Origin of the sequence: Nodosilinea sp. P-1105 (assembly GCF_012911975.1) — a bacterium.
Classification (GTDB): Bacteria; Cyanobacteriota; Cyanobacteriia; order Phormidesmidales; family Phormidesmidaceae; genus Nodosilinea.
Genome location: NZ_SMDQ01000016.1, coordinates 15,329 through 36,913 on the forward strand (window position 1 = coordinate 15,329; position 21,585 = coordinate 36,913).

A 21,585-nucleotide genomic window follows, 5' to 3' on the forward strand; every position below is an offset into this window, starting at 1 on the left:
TACTTTATGAATCGGGCGTTGTGTTGCTGTGAAATCTAAAATCAAGCAACTAGGGTCATAGACAATCTTTCCTAGAAACCGCCTAAAGCCTGACGTAAATGACCTTGGTGCTGTTTGAGGCGGGCTGCAGCGGTGATCATGTCTATCTGTCCCCAGTGCATGAGCAGGGCTAGCTTCACCTGCTGGCCACTGCGCTCGAGTAGGTCGGCCGCTGCGGTGCGATCTAGGTCGGTTAGATCACAGAGCATGCGCAGGGCGCGATCGCATAACTTAGTATTCGTCACGGCCACATCGACCATGCGGTTGCCGTAGACCTTACCCAGGCGCACCATGGTGCCAGTGGACAAAATGTTAAGCGCCATTTTAGTCACTGTCCCGGCTTTGAGGCGGGTAGACCCGGCCAGCAGCTCTGGCCCGACCACCAGCCGAATATCAATGTCTGCCACCCTGGGCACCTGCTCGACGGGCACACAAGCGATGAAGATCGTGGTTGCTCCCCGCTGGTGGGCGGCCCCCAAGGCCCCATGGACATAGGGGGTGGTACCGCCAGCGGTAATGCCCACCACCACATCTTGGGCCCGAATCTGGTGCTGGGCGATCGCCAGGGCGCCATCTTCAGCTCTATCTTCCAGAGCCTCAGAACTTTTCACCAGCGCATCGGCCCCACCAGCAATAATCCCCTGCACCAATTCCGGGGGAGTACAAAAGGTAGGGGGGCATTCCGCCGCATCCAGTACCCCCAGGCGACCGCTAGTGCCAGCCCCCACATAAAATAATCGCCCCCCCTGGCCGAGGGCGGCGGTGGTGGCCTCAATCGCCTGGGCCAGGGATGACCGGGCCGCCGCGATCGCCTCTAGGGTACGCTGATCTTCCTGGTTGAACAGGTCCACCAGTTCCAGAGCACTGAGTTGATCTAGTTGGGCACTGCGAGGATTCGCCTGTTCCGTCAGCAGGTGCCCCCGATCAGCCGGAGCGATAAACGGGTCAGACATCACGGATTAACTCATTAACTACAACTACAGAAACTACAACTACAGAAACTACAACTACAGAAGCTTTTCAAACTGTTGTCGCAGCCGATCCAGTTCCTGCTGAGAGAGGGTGTTGGCTGCCTCCTTCTCAGCGGTTGGCTGGGGCTCGGGGGGGGCATCAGGGTTCCAGTCAGTGGCCTCTACGCTCCGATCAGGGGGGACGGCCAAAGCCCCTTCCGGCACCAGCTTGCAGTCGTAGCCTGCATCTTGACAAAACTCTTCAATCTCGGCTTGATCAATGGCTTCTACGGTGGCTTCTGGGAAGTCCTGAGCCTCTAGCATCAGCCCAAAGCGGGTGGCATCATCCTCGTTTTCAAACATGAGCACGACATCGTGATCATCCACCTTTAAGGTATGAATCCCTTCGTTTTCGGTGCGGGCGTTAAACAGCAAGACATACACCACCATAGCTAGAGTCCATCAACAGGGTTGCTTCTGTCTATTCTACTGGTCTGCCTATACAGAAAGAACCTTAACGTTTTGGTCTCTGCCCGTAGGCATAACGCCAAGCCGTTAACTACTATAGGTGGGTGTTCCGTGGCAGTGTGAAAGTGCATGTCCCCTTCTCAAGAACCAGAGTCAGAACGACAGCCTAGGCAAGGTCGGCCTTGGCTAACCCTAGGGCTAATGGCGGGTTCAGTATTATTGATCGTTGGCGCTGGTACTGGCTGGCGAGGGTGGGTGTTTGCCCGACGTCATCTGACTCCCTGGCTGTCAGCACAGCTGAGCGAAACCTTAAATCGACCGGTGGAACTGGGAGATTTAGAGCACATTGGGTTTACCCGGGTGCGGGTGGGGCCATCCCAGATTCCCCCCACCGCCACTGATCCAGATACTGTTTCCCTGAACGCCATTGAGGTGCGCTTCAACCCTCTCAATCTTTGGCGGCGGGAGTTACGTTTGGATGTGGTGCTAGAGCAAGCCGACATTTATCTTGAACAGTCGGCTAGTCGGGACTGGGTGGAGGTCGAGATTGATTTACCCGATCCAGATGAGCGCTTGGATCAATGGGTTGACATTCGACCCGGGCGAATTTCGATCAGGGACAGTAGCTTGACGCTGGTGCCCTATCAGCCCTCGGCCGCCTATCCAGAGCAGGTGGCGATCGCCGATGTACAGGGCCAGTTGCGCTTTCGAGACATCCGGGTCGCGCCCTCAGCCGAGACCGCCCAGTCTCTCCCGGCCCAACAGATTGACCTAACCCTGAGGGGCGAGTCCCTGCAAGCGGGGAGTGTCGAGTTGCAGGGGGCGGTGCTGTTCCCCGGTGACCCAGACGCAGACGGACCAAACGATAACGCCGATGCCTTGGGCTGGCTGGCTGGCTTCGGCCCGGATACCTTCGGCCCTGCTGTGGCTTGGGCCCAGCCACATGACGATGCCCCACGGCCCCAGACCCAGCTCAACCTCCGTGCCCAGGAGGTGCGAGCCACCGACATCATGCCCATCGTTGATTCGTTCTTAGCCAACCCCTTGGTGGTGCAGTTTCCCACCGGGTTGGTCAGTGGCAATGTGGACATGGCCTTTGGGGGCGTGCCCTTTACCATTACCGGCACCGCCCGAGTCGATGAGGGGACGGTGGTGCCTCCGGGCCTTCCAGAACCCCTGGAAAATTTGCAGGGGGATGTACGTTTTCGGGGGCGCGAGTTTGAGTTTGAGGATGTCACCGCTACCCTCGGTGACCTGAGCGCCCGAGCCGAAGGTACCCTCAGCTTAGATACTGGCTATGACCTAACGGGTCAAGTGACCTCCTTCACCCTGGCCCAGATGGCCGACCTATTCAATCTGGAGGTACCGGTGGCTACAGCCGGGGACTTCATCGCCGATGTGGTGATGACAGGGGCCCTCAGTCGTCCGCGGGTGGTGACTGACGTTGCCTCCCAGGGAATAGTCACCATTGATCAAGTGGCGTTTGTGGATGTGGGGGGCAAGGGCACATTCGAGCGGCCTAGCCTGGTTTTTGATGGGTTCCGGGCGATTCCCCAGGCGGGTGGGTCCATCACTGGCACTGGCCAGTTTACCTTTGGTACCCCAGGCCATCTGTCCCTTTCCCTGACCGGCGATCGCCTGCCAGCGGATGCCCTGGGTCAACCCTACGGTCTACCCGACACCCTTACCCTCGGCCCCCTGTTTGTGCAGGCGGATGTCTCTGGCCCCTTGCAGCAACTGACGGGCCAGGCCAGTTGGCGAGCCCCGGCTGGCACCTATCCCGCCCGGGGAGATCTGCGCCTGGCGGATGACGTGCTGCGGTTTACCAATACTTTCGTACAGGTGGCTGGCGGCACAGTAGCCGCTGAAGGGGTGCTGGCTAATCGCCAGTGGCAAGCGGACCTGCGAGGGCAAGGGCTACAGCTGGCCCAGTTAGGTGCTGGGGTGGCGGGTGAGGTGAATGGCAACGCCCAATTGAGCGGCACCTTAGCGGACCTCAGCCTGGCTGGCATTCAGGGCCAGGGGACAGCCCAGGTCGCCCTGGCTGGAGGGACAGTGGCTAGCCAAGCTAACCTGGCTGGGGGGCGGTGGACGGCTGATGTGCGGGGGGATGGCCTGCAAATGGCCGCCTTTTCCCCCAACTTTCAGGGTACCGGGGGGGGCAATTTCCGCTTTTCTGGCACAACCGATAATTTGACCGTGGCGGGGGTGCGGGGTCAAGGACAGCTGGTGCTGTCTGACGGTCTGGCCACAGCCGCCCCGATCAATCCACAACTTTCACTGCTCCAGGAGCCCCTAGCGGCTGACTTAGCTTGGGATGGTCAGGCTGTCGTCGTGCAGCAGGCCAGTACCGCTGGTATTCGCGCCGATGGGGTGATTACCCCGCGTCTCAGCGGTCCGGGGGCACCCGCGATCGCCAACCTCGATCTGAATTTGCTGGCCGACCGGGTCAACCTGGCGACCTTGCCGGTGCCCCTGGGGATTCCGGTACAGGGGGTGGGCTCTTTTGCTGGTCGCCTCACGGGTCGCCCTGGTACCCTGGCCCTCTCGGGCTATAGCACCCTGGCGGGTCTCGCAGTCAGCGACTTGGCCTTTGCCTCCCCCCTCACCGGGCCGGTGGACTATTCCCAGGTGGCCGGGGTAAATGTGGATTTGCAGGGGGGCGGCGATCGCATTTGGGTGACTACCCAGCGGGGCGATCGCGATTTAGAGTTTCTAGTGCGCGGGGGGGATGCCCTGGCCCAGGGATATACCCAGGGAGCTGACTACTTTGCTCGCCTAGAAAATCTGCCCCTGGATGGGCTGAACCTGCCCCCTGGCGGACAAGAAGGGCTGGGTACCGTGAGTGGCACCGTGACCGAGGCTACCCTGGCGGGTAACTGGCAAACCCCCACCCTGCGGGCCAGTTTTGATATTGAAGATCCTGGCTTTGGCTATATTCAACTGCAAACCGCTGAGGTCGAAACAGCCCCCCCTGGCCAACCAGAAATCCTGGAAACCCAGTATGGTAACCTGCGGGGCACCGTCATCTACGCCGACGATGTGGTGAGTTTAATCGGCGTTGGGTTAGAGTCGGCGTCTGGGTCTAGTCGCTATCTGGCCAGTGGCACCTACGCCCTGAATACCCAGCAACTGAATGGCGAGTTGGTGGTAGACAACGGTCAGATTAACGATATCTTGACCACGTTAAAGATTTTTGAGCTGGCTGATTTCCGGCCCAATCTGCTGCAACCTCCCGAGTGGTTCAGGCGGCCCACCCCGGAGGAATTTGCTACCCTTACCACCACCAAAGTTGGCGATCGCGAGGCTTCCCTGTTAGACCAACTGCGGCGGCTGGCAGAAGTCCTAGAACTACAAGATGCCTTGGTGGCCCAAGCCGAGGCGGCCCCCCTGCCTCCCCTAGAAGAGCTGCGGGGTAGATTTTCCGGCACCGTTGTGGCCAGTGGGGCGGTGCCCCAAGATCTCACGGTCGATGTTGACCTGGCCGGCAGAAACTGGCTCTGGGGCGACCCCACCCAGCCGAATGGAACAGTCTACCGGATTGATGACATCGTCGCCAGGGGGACTTATGCAGACGATGTGATTCAGGTGAGCCCGGTCAGCCTGCGATCGCGCTTCCTGCGTAACGGGGCTGGTCCTGGGGGCGAGCCCCTGGCTGATGTGGCCCTGGCCGAGCTCAATGGAGCGATTAGTCTAGACCCCGAGACCCTCAGCCCCAGCACCCTGCGGCTGAACGTGTCCAATGTGCCCGTCCATGGGGTGCGACATGCCTTACGACTACCTGACAACCTAGACGGCTTGATTAATGTGGGTGCCTCCCTCACTGGCCCCCTGCGCAATCCTCAAATTCGCGGCCTGCTGACGGTGGATGAGGCCACCATTAACCGCAACCCAGTAGAACAAATTGCCTCTTCCTTTAACTATCAAGATGCCCGGCTTAACCTGATTGGCAGTATGACCCTAGCCGACCAAACCAGACCCCTGCGCCTGGATGCTAGCCTGCCCTATCAACTGCCGGGGGTGCAGGAAAGACCCGCCAGCGATCGCCTCAACGTCAGGCTGCAGGTCGAAGATGAAGGCTTTTCCCTGGTGAACTTGTTGACCCAGGCGTTCGCCTGGGAATCGGGCCAGGGGGAATTGGATCTTGCCCTAACAGGCCGTTGGCCGATCGATCAACCCTTCCAAGATGCCCTGGCCTCCATTCAGGTCAGAGGGGGTGCCAGTTTCGATAATGTTACCCTCACCGCCAACGCCCTGCCAGGCCCCCTGACCAATGTGCGGGGCGACATCCAGGTGGTCGAAGCTCCCCCTGACAGCCCCGATAACTCTGTCTACGTCAATGGTCTGGTGCTGGACGTCCAAAATCTGCGAGGCGACTTTAGCAACGGGGAAGTGGTCGCCCAGGGTAACCTGAAACTGTTACCGTCCATTGAAGATATCCTGCCCGGTTTGCTAGACAACGGTACTCCCACCGCTTTCTCTGCAGATGACCTGATAGATATCTCAGTGGATCGCCCCTTTGAATTAACCCTGGATAACATTGCCCTCAACTTGAGAAACCCAGCGGGCAATTATCAGGGTCGCGTCGATGGCGAGATTACTGTAGCAGGCAGTCTGTTCTTACTCGAACCGCTGTTGCAGGGGGAAATCAGGTTGTCTAACGGGGTTCTCACCCTGCCAGAAACTAACGGAGATGGCCCAGCTCCCGTCACCCCTGTGGCCACAGCTCCCCCTACCATTTATCAACCGCTGCCCCCTGTCTTCGAAGACTTCCAGCTGACCCTAGCCAATAACGTGCGCCTAGCCATTCCTGGCTTTGTAGATGTCAGGGCCGAGGGTAGCTTAGACCTGGTGGGCAGTGGTACCGATGTTAGGCCTGACGGTCGAATCAACTTGCCATCGGGGCAGATCAACTTACTCACCACCAATTTCCGGCTCACGGGGGATGAAAACTATGCCGAGTTCGATGCCCTGGATGAGACGATCGATCCCTATCTCGTGGCTAACCTATCGGCGGTGGTGGCTGACTCATCGGGCGGCAGTGGGACTCTGGCGGTGGCGACCCCCTTTCCTCGCATCGAAATTAGCGATGCTGAATTGAACCAACTGGGGTTAACCCAAAGTGGGGTGCAAACTATTCGGATTCGAGCCCGAGTCGATGGCCGAGCCAGCCGGGTGGTCACCCAGCTACAGGGGGTAGAACTGACCAGCACTCCCCCCCGCTCGGAAGGGCAAATTGTCTCGCTGATTAGTGGGGGTCTGTTAACGGCACTCGAGTCGACCCTCGGCAGTGTTTCTGGGGGCGGTGACAGCTTCCAAGGGCTGATTGCTTTTGCTGGTTCGGCTCTCCTCGCCAATCTGCAATCCCTGCTCGACGCTAGCCTTGACAATGTGGAGCTCCGGCTGTTTTCGGCGTCGCCGCCAAGTTCTCAGGGGGCTAGTGAGCTTGATGTGGGTGGTGAAGTGGGCTTTAACATTTCCCCCGCCATCTCTGTATCCGTGCAAAAAGTATTTACCAACATCACCCCCGCCGTCTTTAATGTCAGGTATCGCATTAACGATCGCATGACCTTGCGGGGCACCACCAGCTTCGAGCAATTTAATGAAAATACAGGCGCTATTTTAGAGTTTCAATTCTAGGATCCCTGTTGATGGTCATGGCCAGTGGTGGGCCTCATCCCCCTTCGTTGACCGTCATCAATGTCCTGTCCTTGGCTGTTTCCGCGTCTTGTCCCCCTATGAAATTCCATGAAAACTAAGCCGCCATCATCCACCGAGTCTACCTCCCCCGAGACAGATTCCCCCCCCTCCCGCTGGAAAACTCTCTGGGCTAGCCAAGGCAGCAATATCAGGGTGTTGGCCATTGCCCTAGTGGTGGCCCTGACGGTGCGGTTAGTTATCGCCGAACCTCGGTATATTCCCTCCAATTCGATGGATCCGACCCTGCACATCGGCGATCGCCTGATCGTCGATAAAATCAGCTATCGTTGGCAATCTCCTCATCGGGGAGACATTATCGTATTTAGGCCCCCTTCTCAGTTGACGAAGTTGGGCTATGGCAATGGTCAAGCCTTCATTAAGCGGGTGATTGGGGAACCCGGGCAAACCATCCAGGTAACCCATGGCCAAGTGCTGGTCAACCGCAACCCCTTAACCGAACCCTACCTGCTAGAACCCCCTTCCTACGAGATGGGAGCCGTTACCATTCCCCCCGGCTATGTGTTTGTGATGGGAGACAACCGCAACGACAGTAACGATTCCCACATTTGGGGGGTGCTACCCCAAACCAACATCATTGGCCGCGCTTGGCTGCGCTTTTGGCCTTTAGACCGTTTGGGACCAGTGGGGTAATACGACTCATCTATTTAGTGGTGACTGGTCAGTAATGGCGACTGGTTAGTGGCCTACTGGGGCATGAATGGCATCGTGCCATACGGTCACCGCTTCAGGCCTTTCGGTAGGATGACAATAACGCTTAGGTAAGGAGGCATATGCTAGTACAGCTTGTTCGTCCCCTGGTGCGTACCCAGGTACAAATGCTAGCCCAGGCCCAGTCTGCTGGGGCCAAGCTCATGGGCATGGTTTCCCAATGGCTGGGGTATCTGGGCATTCAGGCAGAAGTGACCCAGTTACAAACCAACGGCAACAAAATTCAGGTGTCCCTCTGTGTGGGCAAGCCCGACCAGTGCACCGAAGCCGAATGGCAGCAAATTCTCGACAACCTGAACCGGGATAACGGTACCGCAGCCGCTGACCCAATGCTCACTTACAATGCCATGTCGGCGGCCCAGCGAAATAAGGTACACCGCCTGCTAGCCTCTGTCTTGCAAGCCAGTGGCGAAGACTCCCTCGCGGAGTGGCCAACGCTGCGATCGCGGTTGGCGGCCTTTGGCATGGAAGAAGCCATGCTCCAAGGGATTCAGTCTGCCCTGAAAGCCCCCATACCGATGGATCTGCTGGTGGAACAGTTAGAACCGGATGTCGCTGCCTTTGTGCTTTCTAAAGCGATTAACATTGCCCTAATCGATCGCCAGATCAACCAGGCAGAAGACACGGCTCTCAAAGCACTGCTGAAGGTTCTAGACCAAAAAACAGTACCCCAGACATAGCCGATGGCGATCTACCCTAAAGGTAGTTGTGTTTGGGGAGATAGCAATGGGCTCGCCTGCTGTTTTGTTTCATTTGGCCTTCCCAGTGGTGGATCTAGCCATAACAAAAGACTTTTATGTCGCTGGTCTGGGGTGCCAACCCGGGCGCGAAACCCCTAACTCTTTGATTCTTGAACTTTATGGTCATCAACTGGTGGCCCACCTAACCTCAGAGGTACCCCCCCAAGTCGGCATCTACCCGCGACACTTTGGCCTGGTCTTTTTGTCTGAATCAGACTGGGAAACTTTACTGCATCGGGCCAAGCAGCATCAGTTGGCCTTTTATCAAGCCGAAAAGCGCCGGTTTCCCGGTTCCCCCCTCGAGCATCGCACCTTTTTCCTGCAAGACCCCTCCCATAACCTGCTGGAATTTAAGTACTACTGTTCCCCCAGTGCCATCTTTGGGGAAGTGGAGCACAGCCAAGTGGGTGATTAAGAATTGCCTGGCATGAGTTGGCAGAACTATGAGAACCCTTACTAAGGGTGTCAGGTGTCAGGAGCAGTTGGCCGACTTATGCCGCAGGGCCCTAGTACTCGACAGGGGTTAACTAAAACTTCACAGACTTATAGACATTTGATTAAGAGGTTCTAAAATGTCCGATTACCGAAAGGTTTCGGTGGCTGAATAAAGGTATTCTCAATAGCTTTTGTCGCACACCATTAGCTATTTATAGGGCTTGAACAGAGAAAATTATTGACATTCATCCCATCCTATACTGGGAAGCTGGCATCGGTTTTATCCGTAGTTCTGCCATTGTGACGGCCCACTTTTGCCCTTAGGCTAATGTCATGAGCACACGACGACCTCCCCGGATTGATACCGCCAACAAATCGACCGGTGGTCAAGAATTGAACGGGAGTACAAGGCTTTTAGCCTCCCCCTGACTAGGGGTAGCAAAGTCTTGGATATTGTTCAGTATTTGCTTGTCACACCTTAAATGTAGCTCCCTGGGTAGATTTAACCTTTCCTGAATCGCCATGCTAATTTCCTCAGACACTCCAACCAAAGGCAAAACTCTCGATCTGCTGCGGATCTACCAAACCGCCCCCTCCTATGAGGTGCGCAATCAGCTCGTGAGCCTCAACATTGGCTTAGTGCGTCAAGAAGCTTATCGCTGGCTGCACCAGTCTACTGAAACCTTTGACGACCTGATGCAGGTGGGTAGCTTAGGCTTGATTCGAGCCATCGAGCGCTTTGATATTGCCAAGGGCTGTGCCTTCAGTTCTTTCGCCATTCCCTACATTCGGGGAGAAATTCAGCATTATCTGCGAGACAAAAGCGCCTCCATGCGCATTCCCCGTCGCTGGCAGGCGCTACAAACCCAGGCGAATCGAGCCATTCGACAGCTACAGACAGAATTGGGGCGTCACCCGAGCGATCAGGAAATTGCAACGGTTTTAGACATTTCTGAGGCGGAGTGGCAAGATGTGAAGCTAGCTCAACGTAATCGGTCTTTGCTCAGCTTAGATGCCCCGATGCAGGATGAAGACGCCGCTTCCGCTTGCTTAGGGGAAATGTTGCCAGACCTGAAGTATAAAAGCTTTCAATTAGCTCAAGAGGATCAGATTCGTCTACAGCAAGCCTTGCACCAACTGGAGAAGCGCACCCGTGAAGTGCTGGAGTTTGTATTTCTTTACGACCTCACCCAAAAAGAAACCGCCGAGCGTATGGGAATTAGTGCGGTGACTGTATCCCGCCGTGTCAAGCAGGGCATCAAACACCTGCGGATGCTGATGACCGCCCCAGACGATGAAATTGCCTAGCCCACGCTCTACAACCAGGGAATTGAGCTATCGTTGTAGAACAAGGGTTCAGGAACTATGGAGGCCTAGCTATGGGCGCTGTGGCATTTTTACTTTTATTTTTGGTAGGGGTTTTGTTAGCCACTGTCGGTGGCCTAATCGGCATCATTGATGCCTTTCGAGTCAATGCGGTATGGGGGCTGCTGTCCCTGTTTATTCCTTTTGCCCTGCTGGTCTTCTGCATCAAGTTTTGGAACCAACGCAAGTGGGCTCGCAATAGCCTGATTGCCACCCTAGCCGGCTTGGCCTCGATGTTGGCGGCACTGCCCTTTTTAGGCCCAGTCATCCAGGAACAGATAGCGCGCCAGCAAGAAGATGCCTTGCCCATGGAAGACGTTCCCCTGGACGATGTCCCCATTCCCTTGCCAGATGCCACCATAGACGATGAAGAGTTTGCTGAACCTTTGGTGCCTGCGGCCCCTCAACTAGCAGCGATCGCCCGGGCTGATTTAATCCAATCTACTGATCCAGACGAGCGAGTCCAGCAGGTCACCAGCAGCCGTACTGATCCCTTTGCGACAGTGGCTGTACCGCCACCGCCACAGGTTACACCGCCCCCCCCCGCCCCTGATACGCCCACAGCTGTGGGACCTGGGGCTCCCGGAGCCGCCCCTCAACAACCCGCCCCTGGTGCCCCTGCCCCTGGGACAACTCCGCCCACCGCCACTGCCCCTGGCACTCCGGCACCCCCGGCAACTCCCCCAAGAGCCCCTGGCGAGGCGGCTCCGCCCTTGGCTCCTCTACCTGATTTACCCACCGCCACCCTGGCCCAAGAGGTGACTGTGACAGGGGTGATCAATATTGGGGGCGAGAATTTTGCCATTGTGCAATCCCCTGATGAGGGCACTAGTCGTTATGTGCGGGTTGGGCAACGATTGGCTAATGGAGTCCTAGTAAAACGGATTGATACCCGGGGCAGTGACCCTGTTGTCGTCCTAGAAGAGAACGGTATTGAGGTTTCTCGACCGGTGGGGGCCGCTTAGGGATTCGCAAGGTAATCGAGTCCCAATGAATTCCCGCCTGCACGGGAGGGAATTCATTGGGGGGTAATTGTGCTAGCGGATAATCTATCTACGGCAAACCTAAATCCAATACCTTGACAAGGATGGGTGCTGCCCACCACTCGGTAGAGCGCTTTTTAGAAATCACGCAAGGGTTGTGTGAAAAAGGTGATCCCAGGTGGTGATCCCAGGTATAGTGTGCCGCCAACAAACCGTAAACTCCCTGAAGAATGCTGGCATGTAGCCTGTATGGGTTTACCGCTGGTGTCAAGGCTGAAGATTCATCAGCAACGCAAGGACTGAATTCAGTCATTGAATTGTAGAGCTTCAAGTTTTACCCAGGCCAACTCATGTCAGAATACGTGAGAGCATTTTGCAGAATCAACATTTACGGTCTAGGGATTGAGTCAGTCAGGTGATTGGGGCCAGTTCGCTAGTTCGGATATCGGAGTTGTTGAAGTGCTGTCAACTTGATGTGGGTGAGGCTGTCTGGTATGCCGTGGCAAACGGTTTTTTTACAAGCAGTGTGGGGGCTAGCCTCGATTGTTTTCGCTGAAGTCATCCGGGATGGGTATCACGTTATTAGCCATTACTGGCCGCCGCTGATGCGGCTGCACAATTGGCACCACCGAACCTATAAAAAAGACTTTAGTCTGGTGAGCGAGACTTTATATCGGCAGGCTCAGCTCTACAATGACGTACCCGAAGCTTTGGTCCTGGTCGGGATGGTTGCTATGGTGGCTCTAGTTGTAGGGCAGCCGGGGCTCTGGCTAGGCTGTATCTATAGCGCTGGTTTTCTGGTATCAGCGGTGGCTCGGTCTCAGGGGTGGCTGATGGCTACCGATCTCACCCATAAGCCGGGGGAATTAACCACTACCCCGAGTAATTGGCTGGTCAACCGGACCTATCACTGGCGACATCACTTCGATGACACGAATGCCTATTTTTCTGGCTATTTTACTGTTACCGATAAACTTATGGGTACAGCCGTATCTCTCAAGGGCAAAACGGTAGCTGTCACGGGGGCTTCAGGCACCCTGGGGCGGGCACTGCTGAATGAATTGGCTCAGCAAAAAGCTAAGCCCATCGCTCTGACCACCTCCCCCAATTCCGTCTTTCCAGAGGGCATTGGCTGCTGGCACTGGCAGCCGGGGGGCGAGGCCGATTTATGGGATGCCCTCCAAAAAGTCGATATTTTGGTGATTAATCACGGGGTGAACGTGTACGGGGACCGCAGTGCCCCAGCGGTACAAACCTCATTGGAGGTAAATGCCCTGTCCGGTTGGCGACTCATGGAAGTGTTTTTTAGCACGGTGAATACGTCAGCTCAGCGAGCGAATAAAGAGGTGTGGGTAAACACATCGGAAGCCGAGGTCAGCCCTGCCTTTGGCCCACTCTACGAAATCTCTAAACGGCTGATGGGCGAGTTGGTCACCCTCCGCCGCCTGGATGCCCCTTGCGTCGTGCGCAAGATTGTCTTGGGGCCGTTTAAGAGCGACCTCAATCCTTATGGGGTGATGTCAGCTACTTGGGTCGCCTGGGCCGTGGTTGCCCTGGCTAAGCGCAATGTGCGTAATATCGTGGTCACAATCAACCCCCTCACCTATGTGACATTTCCCCTGAAGGAATTTAGCCACTGGCTCTATTTCAAGTTGTTTTCTCATCCCTCTTAGGTACCCCTCAAACTGCCCTGGGCAACCAAACTGGTTCTGGCTGCTGAGGCATGGCGAGTTGGGTGGGCATGGCCTGACGGAAGGATTGGTAATAGTCCTGGTGGGCTTCGTCGTTGAGGGCCCGCAAAACAGCGATCGGGTCTGGGTGGTGGTCAACCCGTAGATCAAGGTAGGGATAGGGGGTTTTGTCGACTACGTAAAGGGCGGCAGATTGACGGCCCCGCTTGTCACCCCCAGCCTGTTCGCCAGCCTCTAGGGCCAACAGCAGACGATCGCTAAAGCTCATCTGGTCATGCTGTTGATAGGTCTTGGCCATTGCTTCCAGCACCGCTGGGCCGGTTAGCATGTTGCCCGCTACCGAGACATAGGGGAAGGCCCGATGCCCAGCCCAGCCAGTGCAGTCGCGGCCAGTCCAGGCGGCCGTATGGCCGTTATGATCCACCAGATGCACCTGGCGCTGATGGCGATCGCAGTCGTTTTCTAGTAACCAATCCAGCACCACCTCCGCGGACGCTTCGCTGAAAGGGCTCTCGGTGGCCTGGCGACGCTCCAGCAGATCTAATCCCCAAATGCCGAGGAGGGGGTTGGTTTGGGCTTGGGTGGCGATCGCCCCGACCCCCGCCCGAGCATGGGGCACTAATGCCCCCACCGCCAAGTGCTTGGTGGCTACGGCCACCCCAGTCATACCTGTTTTTGGATCCCAAGCAACAATAGAAAACGTCATAGTGAAACCAGATTTAAAAAAATGTGTATTCAGTACACAGAATGATGTAATTGTTAATGAATTCTAAACTAAAGACTGTGGCCAATATTACGATTCCCCATAAGGCTGAGGCGTTTTTTCCTGGCTTGGGGTATTTCCATGCAAAAACTGCATAGGTCGAAGCTTGGCTTAACCCTTGAGTTTTTGTGAAAAAGCTTAAGCAGAGCCGGATTCCCCTATAGGATCACGGTTCTGGGGGTTAACAGTTAAGCAATCAGTAATGGACAGCAGCCTTTGGGGTGGGAGCTACCGCCCAAATGGACAAAATCTATTGATAGTTCTAGTTTAGTTGAGAAAAAACCTCTCTGTCCCTAGAGATCCGTTAACTTTCGAGCAACGACCTGTCGAACAACGAGGAAAAAGCCTATGTGTGGTATTGGTGGCGTGATGTATGCCGATCCGGCCCACCCTGTCGATCCCCAAGTTTTGGTGGGGATGGCCGCCATCCAGTATCATCGAGGCCCCGATGGGTTTGGTTATGAAATTGTAGAGAATCGCGGCGTTGGCTTTACCCATGCCCGCCTATCCATTATTGACTTGAACCCAGAACGGGGACGGCAACCCTTCCGCTCTGAAAATGGTCAGTTTTTGATTGCCCACAACGGTGAGTTTTATGACTACAAACGGTTGCGGGCCGATTTGACCTCCCGGGGATACACCTTTCGCACCAAGAGTGATACTGAACTGCTGCTGCACCTCAGCGATCGCTTTGGTTTAGACGGTACCCTGGCCCATTTACGGGGAGAATTTGCTTTTGCGGTGTACGAGCAGCAACAGGACCGACTCACCCTGGTGCGGGATCGGTTTGGGGTGAAGCCCCTGTTCTGGAGCCTGACCCCGGAAGGGTTTGTCTTTGGCTCTGAAATTAAGGTGGTGATGGCCCACCCGGCGGTGCCGGGCCGGTTTTCGTCTGAGGGGCTGTATCACCAGTTGATGCAGACGATGGTACCGGGGACCACGGGATTTGAGGGAATCTATGCGGTAGAACCTGGGCAAAAAGTGGTGGTGCAGCGCCGTGACGGCCAACTCACCATCCACAAAGAGCAGTACTGGGATTTGAATTTTCCCCTGCTGGGGACCCGACCTCAGCGGTCTGACCAAGACTATATGGAAGAGCTGCGGCAGCGATTTGTAGAGGCGATTCAGCTACGGCTAGAGGCGGACGTGCCCGTGGCCTGCTACCTGTCTGGGGGGATCGACTCTTGCACCATTTTGGGGGTGGCGGCGGCCTGTCAACAGTCGCCGGTTAAAGCCTTTACCATCGGCTTTGACGATGCCGATTACGACGAAACGGCGATCGCTCGGGAAATGGCGGCGGCAGTGGGGGCTGACCAGGACATTTTGATGGTCGATGGCACCCAACTGTACGACCACTTTGCCCGCACCCTATGGCATACGGAACGCAGCATCTATAACACCTTTACGGTGGCCAAGTTGCTGATGAGCGAGCATGTGCATCGGGCTGGCTACAAAGTGGTGGTGACCGGGGAAGGGTCAGACGAGTTGTTTGCAGGCTATCCCCAACTGCGGCTGGATATGATTCGCCATGGCATGGACCATGCCACCCCGGAAGAACGGGCTGATCTAGAGGCTTGGCTGGCGGAGAGTAACAAACTGTTTAAGGGGAATTTACTGGCTGAAGCTCCCCTGGAGGATTCGGCCCTGGCGGCGGTGGTCGGGTTTACCCCCAGTTGCTTACAGTCGTGGCTCAGTTCTGCTACCCACGTGCCCGCCCTGCTCCATCCCCAGCATCGCGCGGCTGTCGCTGACTATGGACCGGGTGGCGCGATCGCAGCGGCCTTGGATGCTCAACAACTGCGGGATCGCCATCCCCTGGACAAAGCTCAGTATGTGTGGATTAAGACCCAATTTGAGTCCCAGGTGCTAGGCTGGGCCGGGGACCGGGTGGATATGGCCAATTCCCTGGAAGCCCGACCTGCGTTTTTGGACCATCCCCTGGTAGAGTTTGCCGTCACCTTGCCTCCCAATCTCCGTTTTCGGGGCTACCAGGACAAGTTCATTCTGCGGGAAACCATGCGAGAACTACTGCCCGAAACCCTCTACAAACGGCAAAAATTTGCCTTCATGGCCCCCCCTTCCCACACGGATGTGGTCAAACAACGGGCGCTGCAAAACCTGGCCGATACCTATCTCAGCCGTGATGCCGTGGACGCAGCAGCGCTGCTGGATTATGGGGCGGTGCAGGCGGTACTGAAGCGGCATCAGGATGAGGCTACCCCGGTGGCGGAACGGGTGCAACTGGATGCGGTGATTAACCATTTGCTGAGTGTGCAGATTTTGCATCAGCAATTTGTCGCCCAGGATGTCACCCAACTGGCCCAAGCCAAAGCCCAGGAGGTGGGATGGTCAGCCCCCCAGACCAGCCTGGTCTAAGCTCTGGAACGTCTAGCCCTGGAACGATCGGCTGCGGTCTAGAACGCCGGTACAGATCCTCTAGACAACCACCCCCATCACCAGCCCCGCCAGGGCCCCGACTGGGATCAACTGCCAGGTGGGGCGACGAAAGCGCACCAGGGCGACGAGGGTCGCCAAGCTCAGGGCGATCGCAACTGCCGTCAGTGGCCACTGGTCTTGCCATAGGGCAGCTTGGGCTAGGGGCAGGGTAGCGGCCGCGATCGCCCCCAGGACCGCTGGCATCACCCCTTTTAGAAAACGCTTCACCCAGGGGTTCTGCCGTAGGCGCAGTAAAAAGGGGGATGTAAACATAATGAAAAAAAACGACGGCAAGAAAATTGCCACGGTGGCCACTAGGGCCCCTAGTACCCCGGCTACCTTGTAGCCCACAAAGGCGGCGGTAATCACCACTGGACCAGGGGTCAGTTCGCCCAGGGCCACTCCATCCAGAAACTGACTCCGGCTCATCCACTGAAAGTCATCCACTACTGCCGATTCCAGCAGGGGAATAATCACCAGGCCACCGCCAAAGATAAAGGCACCGACCTGGACAAAAAATAACCCTAGGGGCAGGGCGTATGCTTGAATGCGCTCTAAGCCCCAAAAGCTAGACATGACCGACGTCTCGGCAGGAACCGTTGCCAACCAGGATAGCCAAGGGACGATCCAGACACGGAGACGGGGCGATGGTCCTGGTGGGGGTAGTTGGGTGGGCCGATAGACCACTAGCCCCACTAATCCGGACAAGATAAACAGCAGCAAGACATTGGGGCGAAAGAGTAACGATATGAGCAGGACTGTCAGGGCGATCGCCACCCCGGTCCGGTCCTTAATCGCCTTTTTGGCTAGCTTCCAACAAAAGCCAAAAATAATCGCAATTACCACTGGCGAAATGCCTAAAAACAGGTGTTCAATCTGGGGTACCCCCTGAAACCGAAAGTAGGCCCAGGACAACACCACCATGATCAAAAAAGCGGGCAGGATGAAGCTGGCGCCTGCCACCAGCGCCCCCCACTGTCCGGCTCGCAGATAGCCCGTGTACATGCCCGTTTGGGTCGAGGCCGGGCCAGGCAGCATTTCGCAAATGGCCACCCCCTCCAGGAACTGCTCCTCCTGGAACCAACCCCGCCGCACCACCGCCTCGTCGTGAATCATGGCAATGTGGGCCTGGGGGCCACCAAAGCCAATTGCCCCCAGCCGTAAAAAGAGCTTTGCCAATTCCTTAAGACGAATCGACAAAGGGATCGAGTTTCGATTCAAATGTTGGGTTTCAGGTTCAGTAGAGTGACCCATAGCCTCACAGTTACTTGCTGAGGCTACTGTATCGAAACCGAACATGAAAATCCTATCGCATGGACGACATTTAGCCTGGGTGGATGCATTTCACTCACCCCAGTCTGATAGAGTTGGTCTAAGCCGCGACCCAGACGGTCATCGTTGAAATGCTCCGCCTCTAGCCCCTCGCCAAGCAAATGCTCGGTCGCCTTACCCACGAAAAATTGCTCGAATAAGTACAACGGTGCGCTGACAAAGCCTAGTCCATTCAAAATCATCGCTTTGACCACCACGCCGATGCTGATGGTCTCGCGAGGGTCGACCCCGATCCGCTCGTTGAGATAGTCCACCAAGCCCAGTTCGTCCACCAAACCCGCCACGATTCCCAGGTGATCTAAGTTCTTGACCGTCAGGTTGGAGTCACTCATCACAACGTTGCCTCCGTTGCACCACTGATGAAAGTATGTCGCCTTATTCTTGATGTGACAATTCAAATTCTTGATGTGACAATTCAAAGGCCGGAATGTAGGGTTCAACAGCCACAGTCACCTGAGCAAACAGTTTCGTCAGGCGACGGGCTTAACCCCCAGTGCTTACAGAAGTCGTTAACAAGCTTCTGCAATACTATTCAGCTCGCTGTAGCGCAGTAATTTTGGGATCAACGATTTTGCGACCCTGCCCTTGGAACTGAATCGCCAAGCAGATCTTGTTACCTGCCCCAAAAATGTGGGTCACCTGCCCGGCTCCATAGGCTTTATGCACCACCACATCCCCCACGGTCCAGTCGGCTTCGTGGGCACCGCTGCCCGGTTTGGCGTCGGTCTCTCGTTGTTTACGGGCTTCCCGCAGGGGGGTGCTCCAGCGTTGGGGCAGGCTAGCGGAACTATCACCGCTCACCAGTTCCGCCGGTAGCTCACTCAAAAACAAAGACGGGCTGGCGGGTTCGCGGTTGCCGTACAGGCGGCGGGCGCGAGCGTGGGAAATGAACAGCCGCTCCTGGGCCCGGGTAATGCCCACATAGCAGAGACGGCGCTCTTCTTCGGTGGCGGCGGGGTCTTCTAAGGACCGATGGTTGGGGAACAGACCCTGCTCTAACCCCACCAGGAACACTACTGGAAACTCTAACCCCTTCGACGAGTGCAGGGTCATCAGGGATACCGCGTTGGGCCCTTCGGCGCTGTCATCGAGATCCGAAGCCAAGGAGGCATTGGCTAAAAAAGCCAGCAGTGATGGATCTTCGCTTTCCTCTTCAAATTGCAGTACAGCGTTATAGAGTTCTTGCACGTTGCTAAAGCGATCGTCCGCTTCGTCGGTACCTTCGGCCTTGAGGGCAGCCAGGTAGCCACTGTCTTCCAGCACTCCTTGGATAATCTCGGACCCCTTTTGGTTGTCGATGTCCTGACGGTATTTCTTGATCAGGTCGGTAAAGGCCAGCACCCCTTTGGCCGACCGCCCGGCTAAGGTTTTGACGGAGGTTTCATCGGCCAGAATTTCCCATAGGGGAATATTGCCCAGGGTTTGGCTGGCTTGATCGAGTTTGTCCAGGGTGCCTTTGCCCACCCCCCGCCGGGGCACGTTGATCACTCGCTTCAGACTAACGGTGTCGAAGGGGTTGGCGATCGCCCGCAGGTAAGCCAGCACATCTTTAATTTCCCGGCGATCGTAGAACCGCAGCCCCCCCACCACCTTGTAGGGAATGCTATAGCGGGTCAGCACCTCCTCAAAGGCGCGGGACTGGGCGTTGGTGCGATAGAGAATGGCAAAGTCCCCCCAGCGCAACTCGGGATGTTGGGTTTCCAGGTTACGAATCTGGCGGACCACAAAATCGGCTTCAGTGGTTTCGTCGTCCGCCCGATACAGATAAATGCTCTCCCCTTCCCCTCGGGTAGCCCGCAGCACCTTGTCAATGCGTTCAGTGTTGTTTTCAATCAGGTAGTTGGCCACCTCCAAAATATTGGAGGTAGAACGATAGTTTTCCTCCAGCTTCACCATGGTGCGGGTGTCGTCATCGGCCAGCCCGTCGCCAAAGTCATCCTGAAAGTTCATCAGAATGGTAAAATCCGCAGCCCGGAAGGAATAGATGGAGTTATGAACAAGCACCCCCTCCGCGATGTAGCTATGGCTATGATCAACCTCTAAATCGTAGACCTCGCCGTCATAATCTTCCTGCCAAACGTCGATAACATTACGCTCCTCTAGTTGTCCGTCGATGTCTAGCAGGACCTGCATACCTGGATGCAGGTGAGACAGGGGTAAAAAGTTATAGATTTCACTGTCAATCTGGGCGCGACGACGAATATCTAACCCTCCCGCCGCCGCCGCGGCTTTAACGATGGAGACAGCCTCAGGATAAGAGGTTCGGGCCGTTTCGTAGCGGTAGGTACCCGGTAGCTTCCCTGGACATATAGGGTAGCCCGCTTCAGCAAAGTTAGCGGCAATGTCAGCTCGATTGGACGACCACTGAATGCGATGATCAGCCTTGGGGTGAACTCGTTCCTTACGGACGTTGCCAAACATGGTCAAATTAATCGTTTGACGACGCAAGCCATTTTGTGGTCGATAGTGGGGAAAATCGGGATGCAGCTCCAAGTCCTGCATCAGGGCCTCGGCCTTCGTAAACGTATCTAGCTCAGAAAATAGCTTGAAAATTGTCTCATCTGAAATACTTAACTTCCGGCCTTTGGCATGGAACACCATGGTCGGCAAACCATATTTGGCGGCGAAATAGGCCTCATAGTAAGCGGCTTCTTCGTAACTATTGGTTGCTTTTAGCACCCAGAGCTTATCGGCATTCTCCTGGGCAACTCGCACCTTAAACCCAATCTCTTTCTTGCCATGGTCATTAGCGCGCTGTCCGGTGGTTAGGCCGATGCGATAGCCACGGTCGGCCCGAAACATCAGGTAAACATAGTAGCGATCGAGCAGCGGCACCATACGGGCCATGAGAATGTGGTGGGGGGTGCCCCTAAGGATGCGGTCGCCCGCTTTGATGCACCACAACTTTCCCTTAAACTGCCCTCGCTGAATGTGGGTAATCTTGGCGGGATATAGTGTCGTTTGCCCTAGGGTAGAAAGTACTTCGTCCCCCACTTCCAGGGACTGAATCGGCACCTCTCCCTGGGGCGTTAACACGGCTGTGTTGGGGGGCAAACACTGGTCGGCATCGCCCACTACAAATACCGAGCGGTGATTCCAATCTTTGTAAGTGGCAATGGACTCCCCATTGGTGGCTAATAGCCGAATCAACTCGTACTGGGTACGGTTGGTGTCCTGGTATTCATCCACCAAAATGTGGCGGAAGCGCTTGTGCCAGTAGGCCAGCACCTGTTCGTTTTGCTGAAACAGGTACACAGGCATCAAAATCAGGTCATCAAAATCCAGGGCGTTATTTTCCGCCAGAGCCTTTTGGTAATGGCGATACACGTCGGCAATCACCCGACCTCGATAGTTGGGCTGCTCCTGTTCTAACTCATCAGGGGATAGCTTTTGGTTTTTGGCATTGCTGATGGCAAACCGCACCGATCGCGGATTGAACTTTTTATCATCCAGGTTCAGGGTCTGGGTGACGATGGTTTTAACCAGGCCCTGGGCGTCTGACTCATCAAAAATTGAGAAGTTCTTGGTCCAGCGGTAGCCCGCCGGATGCTGATACTTTTCGATATCAAACCGCAACATGCGGGCACACAGGGCATGGAAGGTGCCAATCCACAGGTATTTGGTGATGTTTTTGTATACCTGGGACTTCAGTTTGATTTGCTGGGCTTCTGACAGGGTCGATAGGGGCTTGCCGTAGTGGGCCTGGGCGTCCTGCTCGGCAAACAGGGCCTCAATCCGGGCCTTCATTTCTTTGGCCGCTTTGTTGGTGAATGTGACTGCCAGAATGTTGTCTGGGTCTGTTTTGTGGGTCAGTACCAGGTTGGCGATGCGGAATGTGAGGGCGCGGGTTTTGCCCGAGCCCGCCCCCGCCACCACCAACAGCGGGCCGCAGTAGTGTTCGACGGCTTGGCGTTGGGCAGGGTTGAGGGCAGCTAGGAAATCAGTCATTAGAGC

Annotated in this window: 13 protein-coding genes and 2 pseudogenes; 9 read left to right on the forward strand and 6 right to left on the reverse strand. The window is 56.0% G+C overall.

Features of this window, described 5'->3' with window-relative positions; genetic code table 11:
- Nucleotides 1-71: 71 nt before the first annotated feature.
- Nucleotides 72-992, reverse strand: a complete 921-nt coding sequence (gene murQ, locus E1H13_RS09445; RefSeq protein ID WP_169613167.1) for an N-acetylmuramic acid 6-phosphate etherase — start codon at nt 990-992, stop codon at nt 72-74.
- 54 nt (nt 993-1,046) lie between these two features.
- Nucleotides 1,047-1,439, reverse strand: coding sequence for a DUF3110 domain-containing protein (locus E1H13_RS09450; RefSeq protein ID WP_169613168.1), 393 nt, complete (start codon nt 1,437-1,439; stop codon nt 1,047-1,049).
- Between the two features lie 147 nt (nt 1,440-1,586).
- Here E1H13_RS09450 and E1H13_RS09455 point away from each other — a divergent pair, with 147 nt between their 5' ends.
- From E1H13_RS09455 to E1H13_RS09485, 7 genes are all read left to right on the forward strand, one after another.
- A complete protein-coding gene (locus E1H13_RS09455) occupies nt 1,587-7,097 on the forward strand; it encodes a translocation/assembly module TamB domain-containing protein (protein ID WP_169613169.1) in 5,511 nt (1,836 codons plus the stop codon).
- A gap of 108 nt (nt 7,098-7,205) precedes the next feature.
- Complete coding sequence (gene lepB, locus E1H13_RS09460) at nt 7,206-7,808, forward strand: signal peptidase I (RefSeq protein WP_169613170.1); 603 nt, start codon at nt 7,206-7,208, stop codon at nt 7,806-7,808.
- Between the two features lie 140 nt (nt 7,809-7,948).
- Nucleotides 7,949-8,566 carry a hypothetical protein gene (locus E1H13_RS09465; protein WP_169613171.1) on the forward strand — a complete coding sequence of 206 codons (618 nt, stop codon included), beginning with the start codon at nt 7,949-7,951 and terminating at the stop codon, nt 8,564-8,566.
- A gap of 46 nt (nt 8,567-8,612) precedes the next feature.
- Nucleotides 8,613-9,041, forward strand: coding sequence for a VOC family protein (locus E1H13_RS09470; protein ID WP_169613172.1), 429 nt, complete (start codon nt 8,613-8,615; stop codon nt 9,039-9,041).
- A 542-nt stretch (nt 9,042-9,583) separates the two neighbouring features.
- Nucleotides 9,584-10,369, forward strand: coding sequence for an RNA polymerase sigma factor SigF (locus E1H13_RS09475; RefSeq protein WP_169613173.1), 786 nt, complete (start codon nt 9,584-9,586; stop codon nt 10,367-10,369).
- 71 nt (nt 10,370-10,440) lie between these two features.
- Complete coding sequence (locus E1H13_RS26840) at nt 10,441-11,391, forward strand: hypothetical protein (protein WP_206070279.1); 951 nt, start codon at nt 10,441-10,443, stop codon at nt 11,389-11,391.
- A gap of 512 nt (nt 11,392-11,903) precedes the next feature.
- Nucleotides 11,904-13,082: a bifunctional sterol desaturase/short chain dehydrogenase gene (locus E1H13_RS09485; protein ID WP_206070281.1), complete on the forward strand. Its 1,179-nt coding sequence runs from the start codon at nt 11,904-11,906 to the stop codon at nt 13,080-13,082.
- 7 nt (nt 13,083-13,089) lie between these two features.
- On the opposite strand, the gene E1H13_RS09490 is transcribed toward E1H13_RS09485, so the two are convergent.
- On the reverse strand, nt 13,090-13,806 hold the full coding sequence (locus E1H13_RS09490; protein WP_169613175.1) for a DUF1028 domain-containing protein: 717 nt from the start codon (nt 13,804-13,806) through the stop codon (nt 13,090-13,092).
- 405 nt (nt 13,807-14,211) lie between these two features.
- Between E1H13_RS09490 and asnB the strand changes: the two genes are divergently transcribed.
- Entirely contained in the window at nt 14,212-16,239 is a 2,028-nt protein-coding gene (gene asnB, locus E1H13_RS09495; RefSeq protein WP_169613176.1) for an asparagine synthase (glutamine-hydrolyzing), read from the forward strand.
- A gap of 60 nt (nt 16,240-16,299) precedes the next feature.
- Here the strand turns inward: asnB and chrA are convergent, their stop codons facing one another.
- Nucleotides 16,300-17,553 (reverse strand): chromate efflux transporter, encoded by a 1,254-nt coding sequence (gene chrA / locus E1H13_RS09500; protein WP_169613177.1) that lies wholly within the window; start codon nt 17,551-17,553, stop codon nt 16,300-16,302.
- A gap of 89 nt (nt 17,554-17,642) precedes the next feature.
- Nucleotides 17,643-17,948 (reverse strand): annotated as a pseudogene (locus E1H13_RS09505) (DUF4277 domain-containing protein); the annotation flags it as partial.
- A gap of 81 nt (nt 17,949-18,029) precedes the next feature.
- On the opposite strand from E1H13_RS09505, the pseudogene E1H13_RS27925 reads away from it, so the two are divergent.
- Nucleotides 18,030-18,144: pseudogene (locus tag E1H13_RS27925) on the forward strand (AraC family transcriptional regulator); the annotation flags it as partial.
- 15 nt (nt 18,145-18,159) lie between these two features.
- Here the strand turns inward: E1H13_RS27925 and E1H13_RS09515 are convergent.
- A complete protein-coding gene (locus tag E1H13_RS09515; RefSeq protein ID WP_169613178.1) occupies nt 18,160-21,579 on the reverse strand; it encodes a UvrD-helicase domain-containing protein in 3,420 nt (1,139 codons plus the stop codon).
- Nucleotides 21,580-21,585 lie beyond the last annotated feature (6 nt).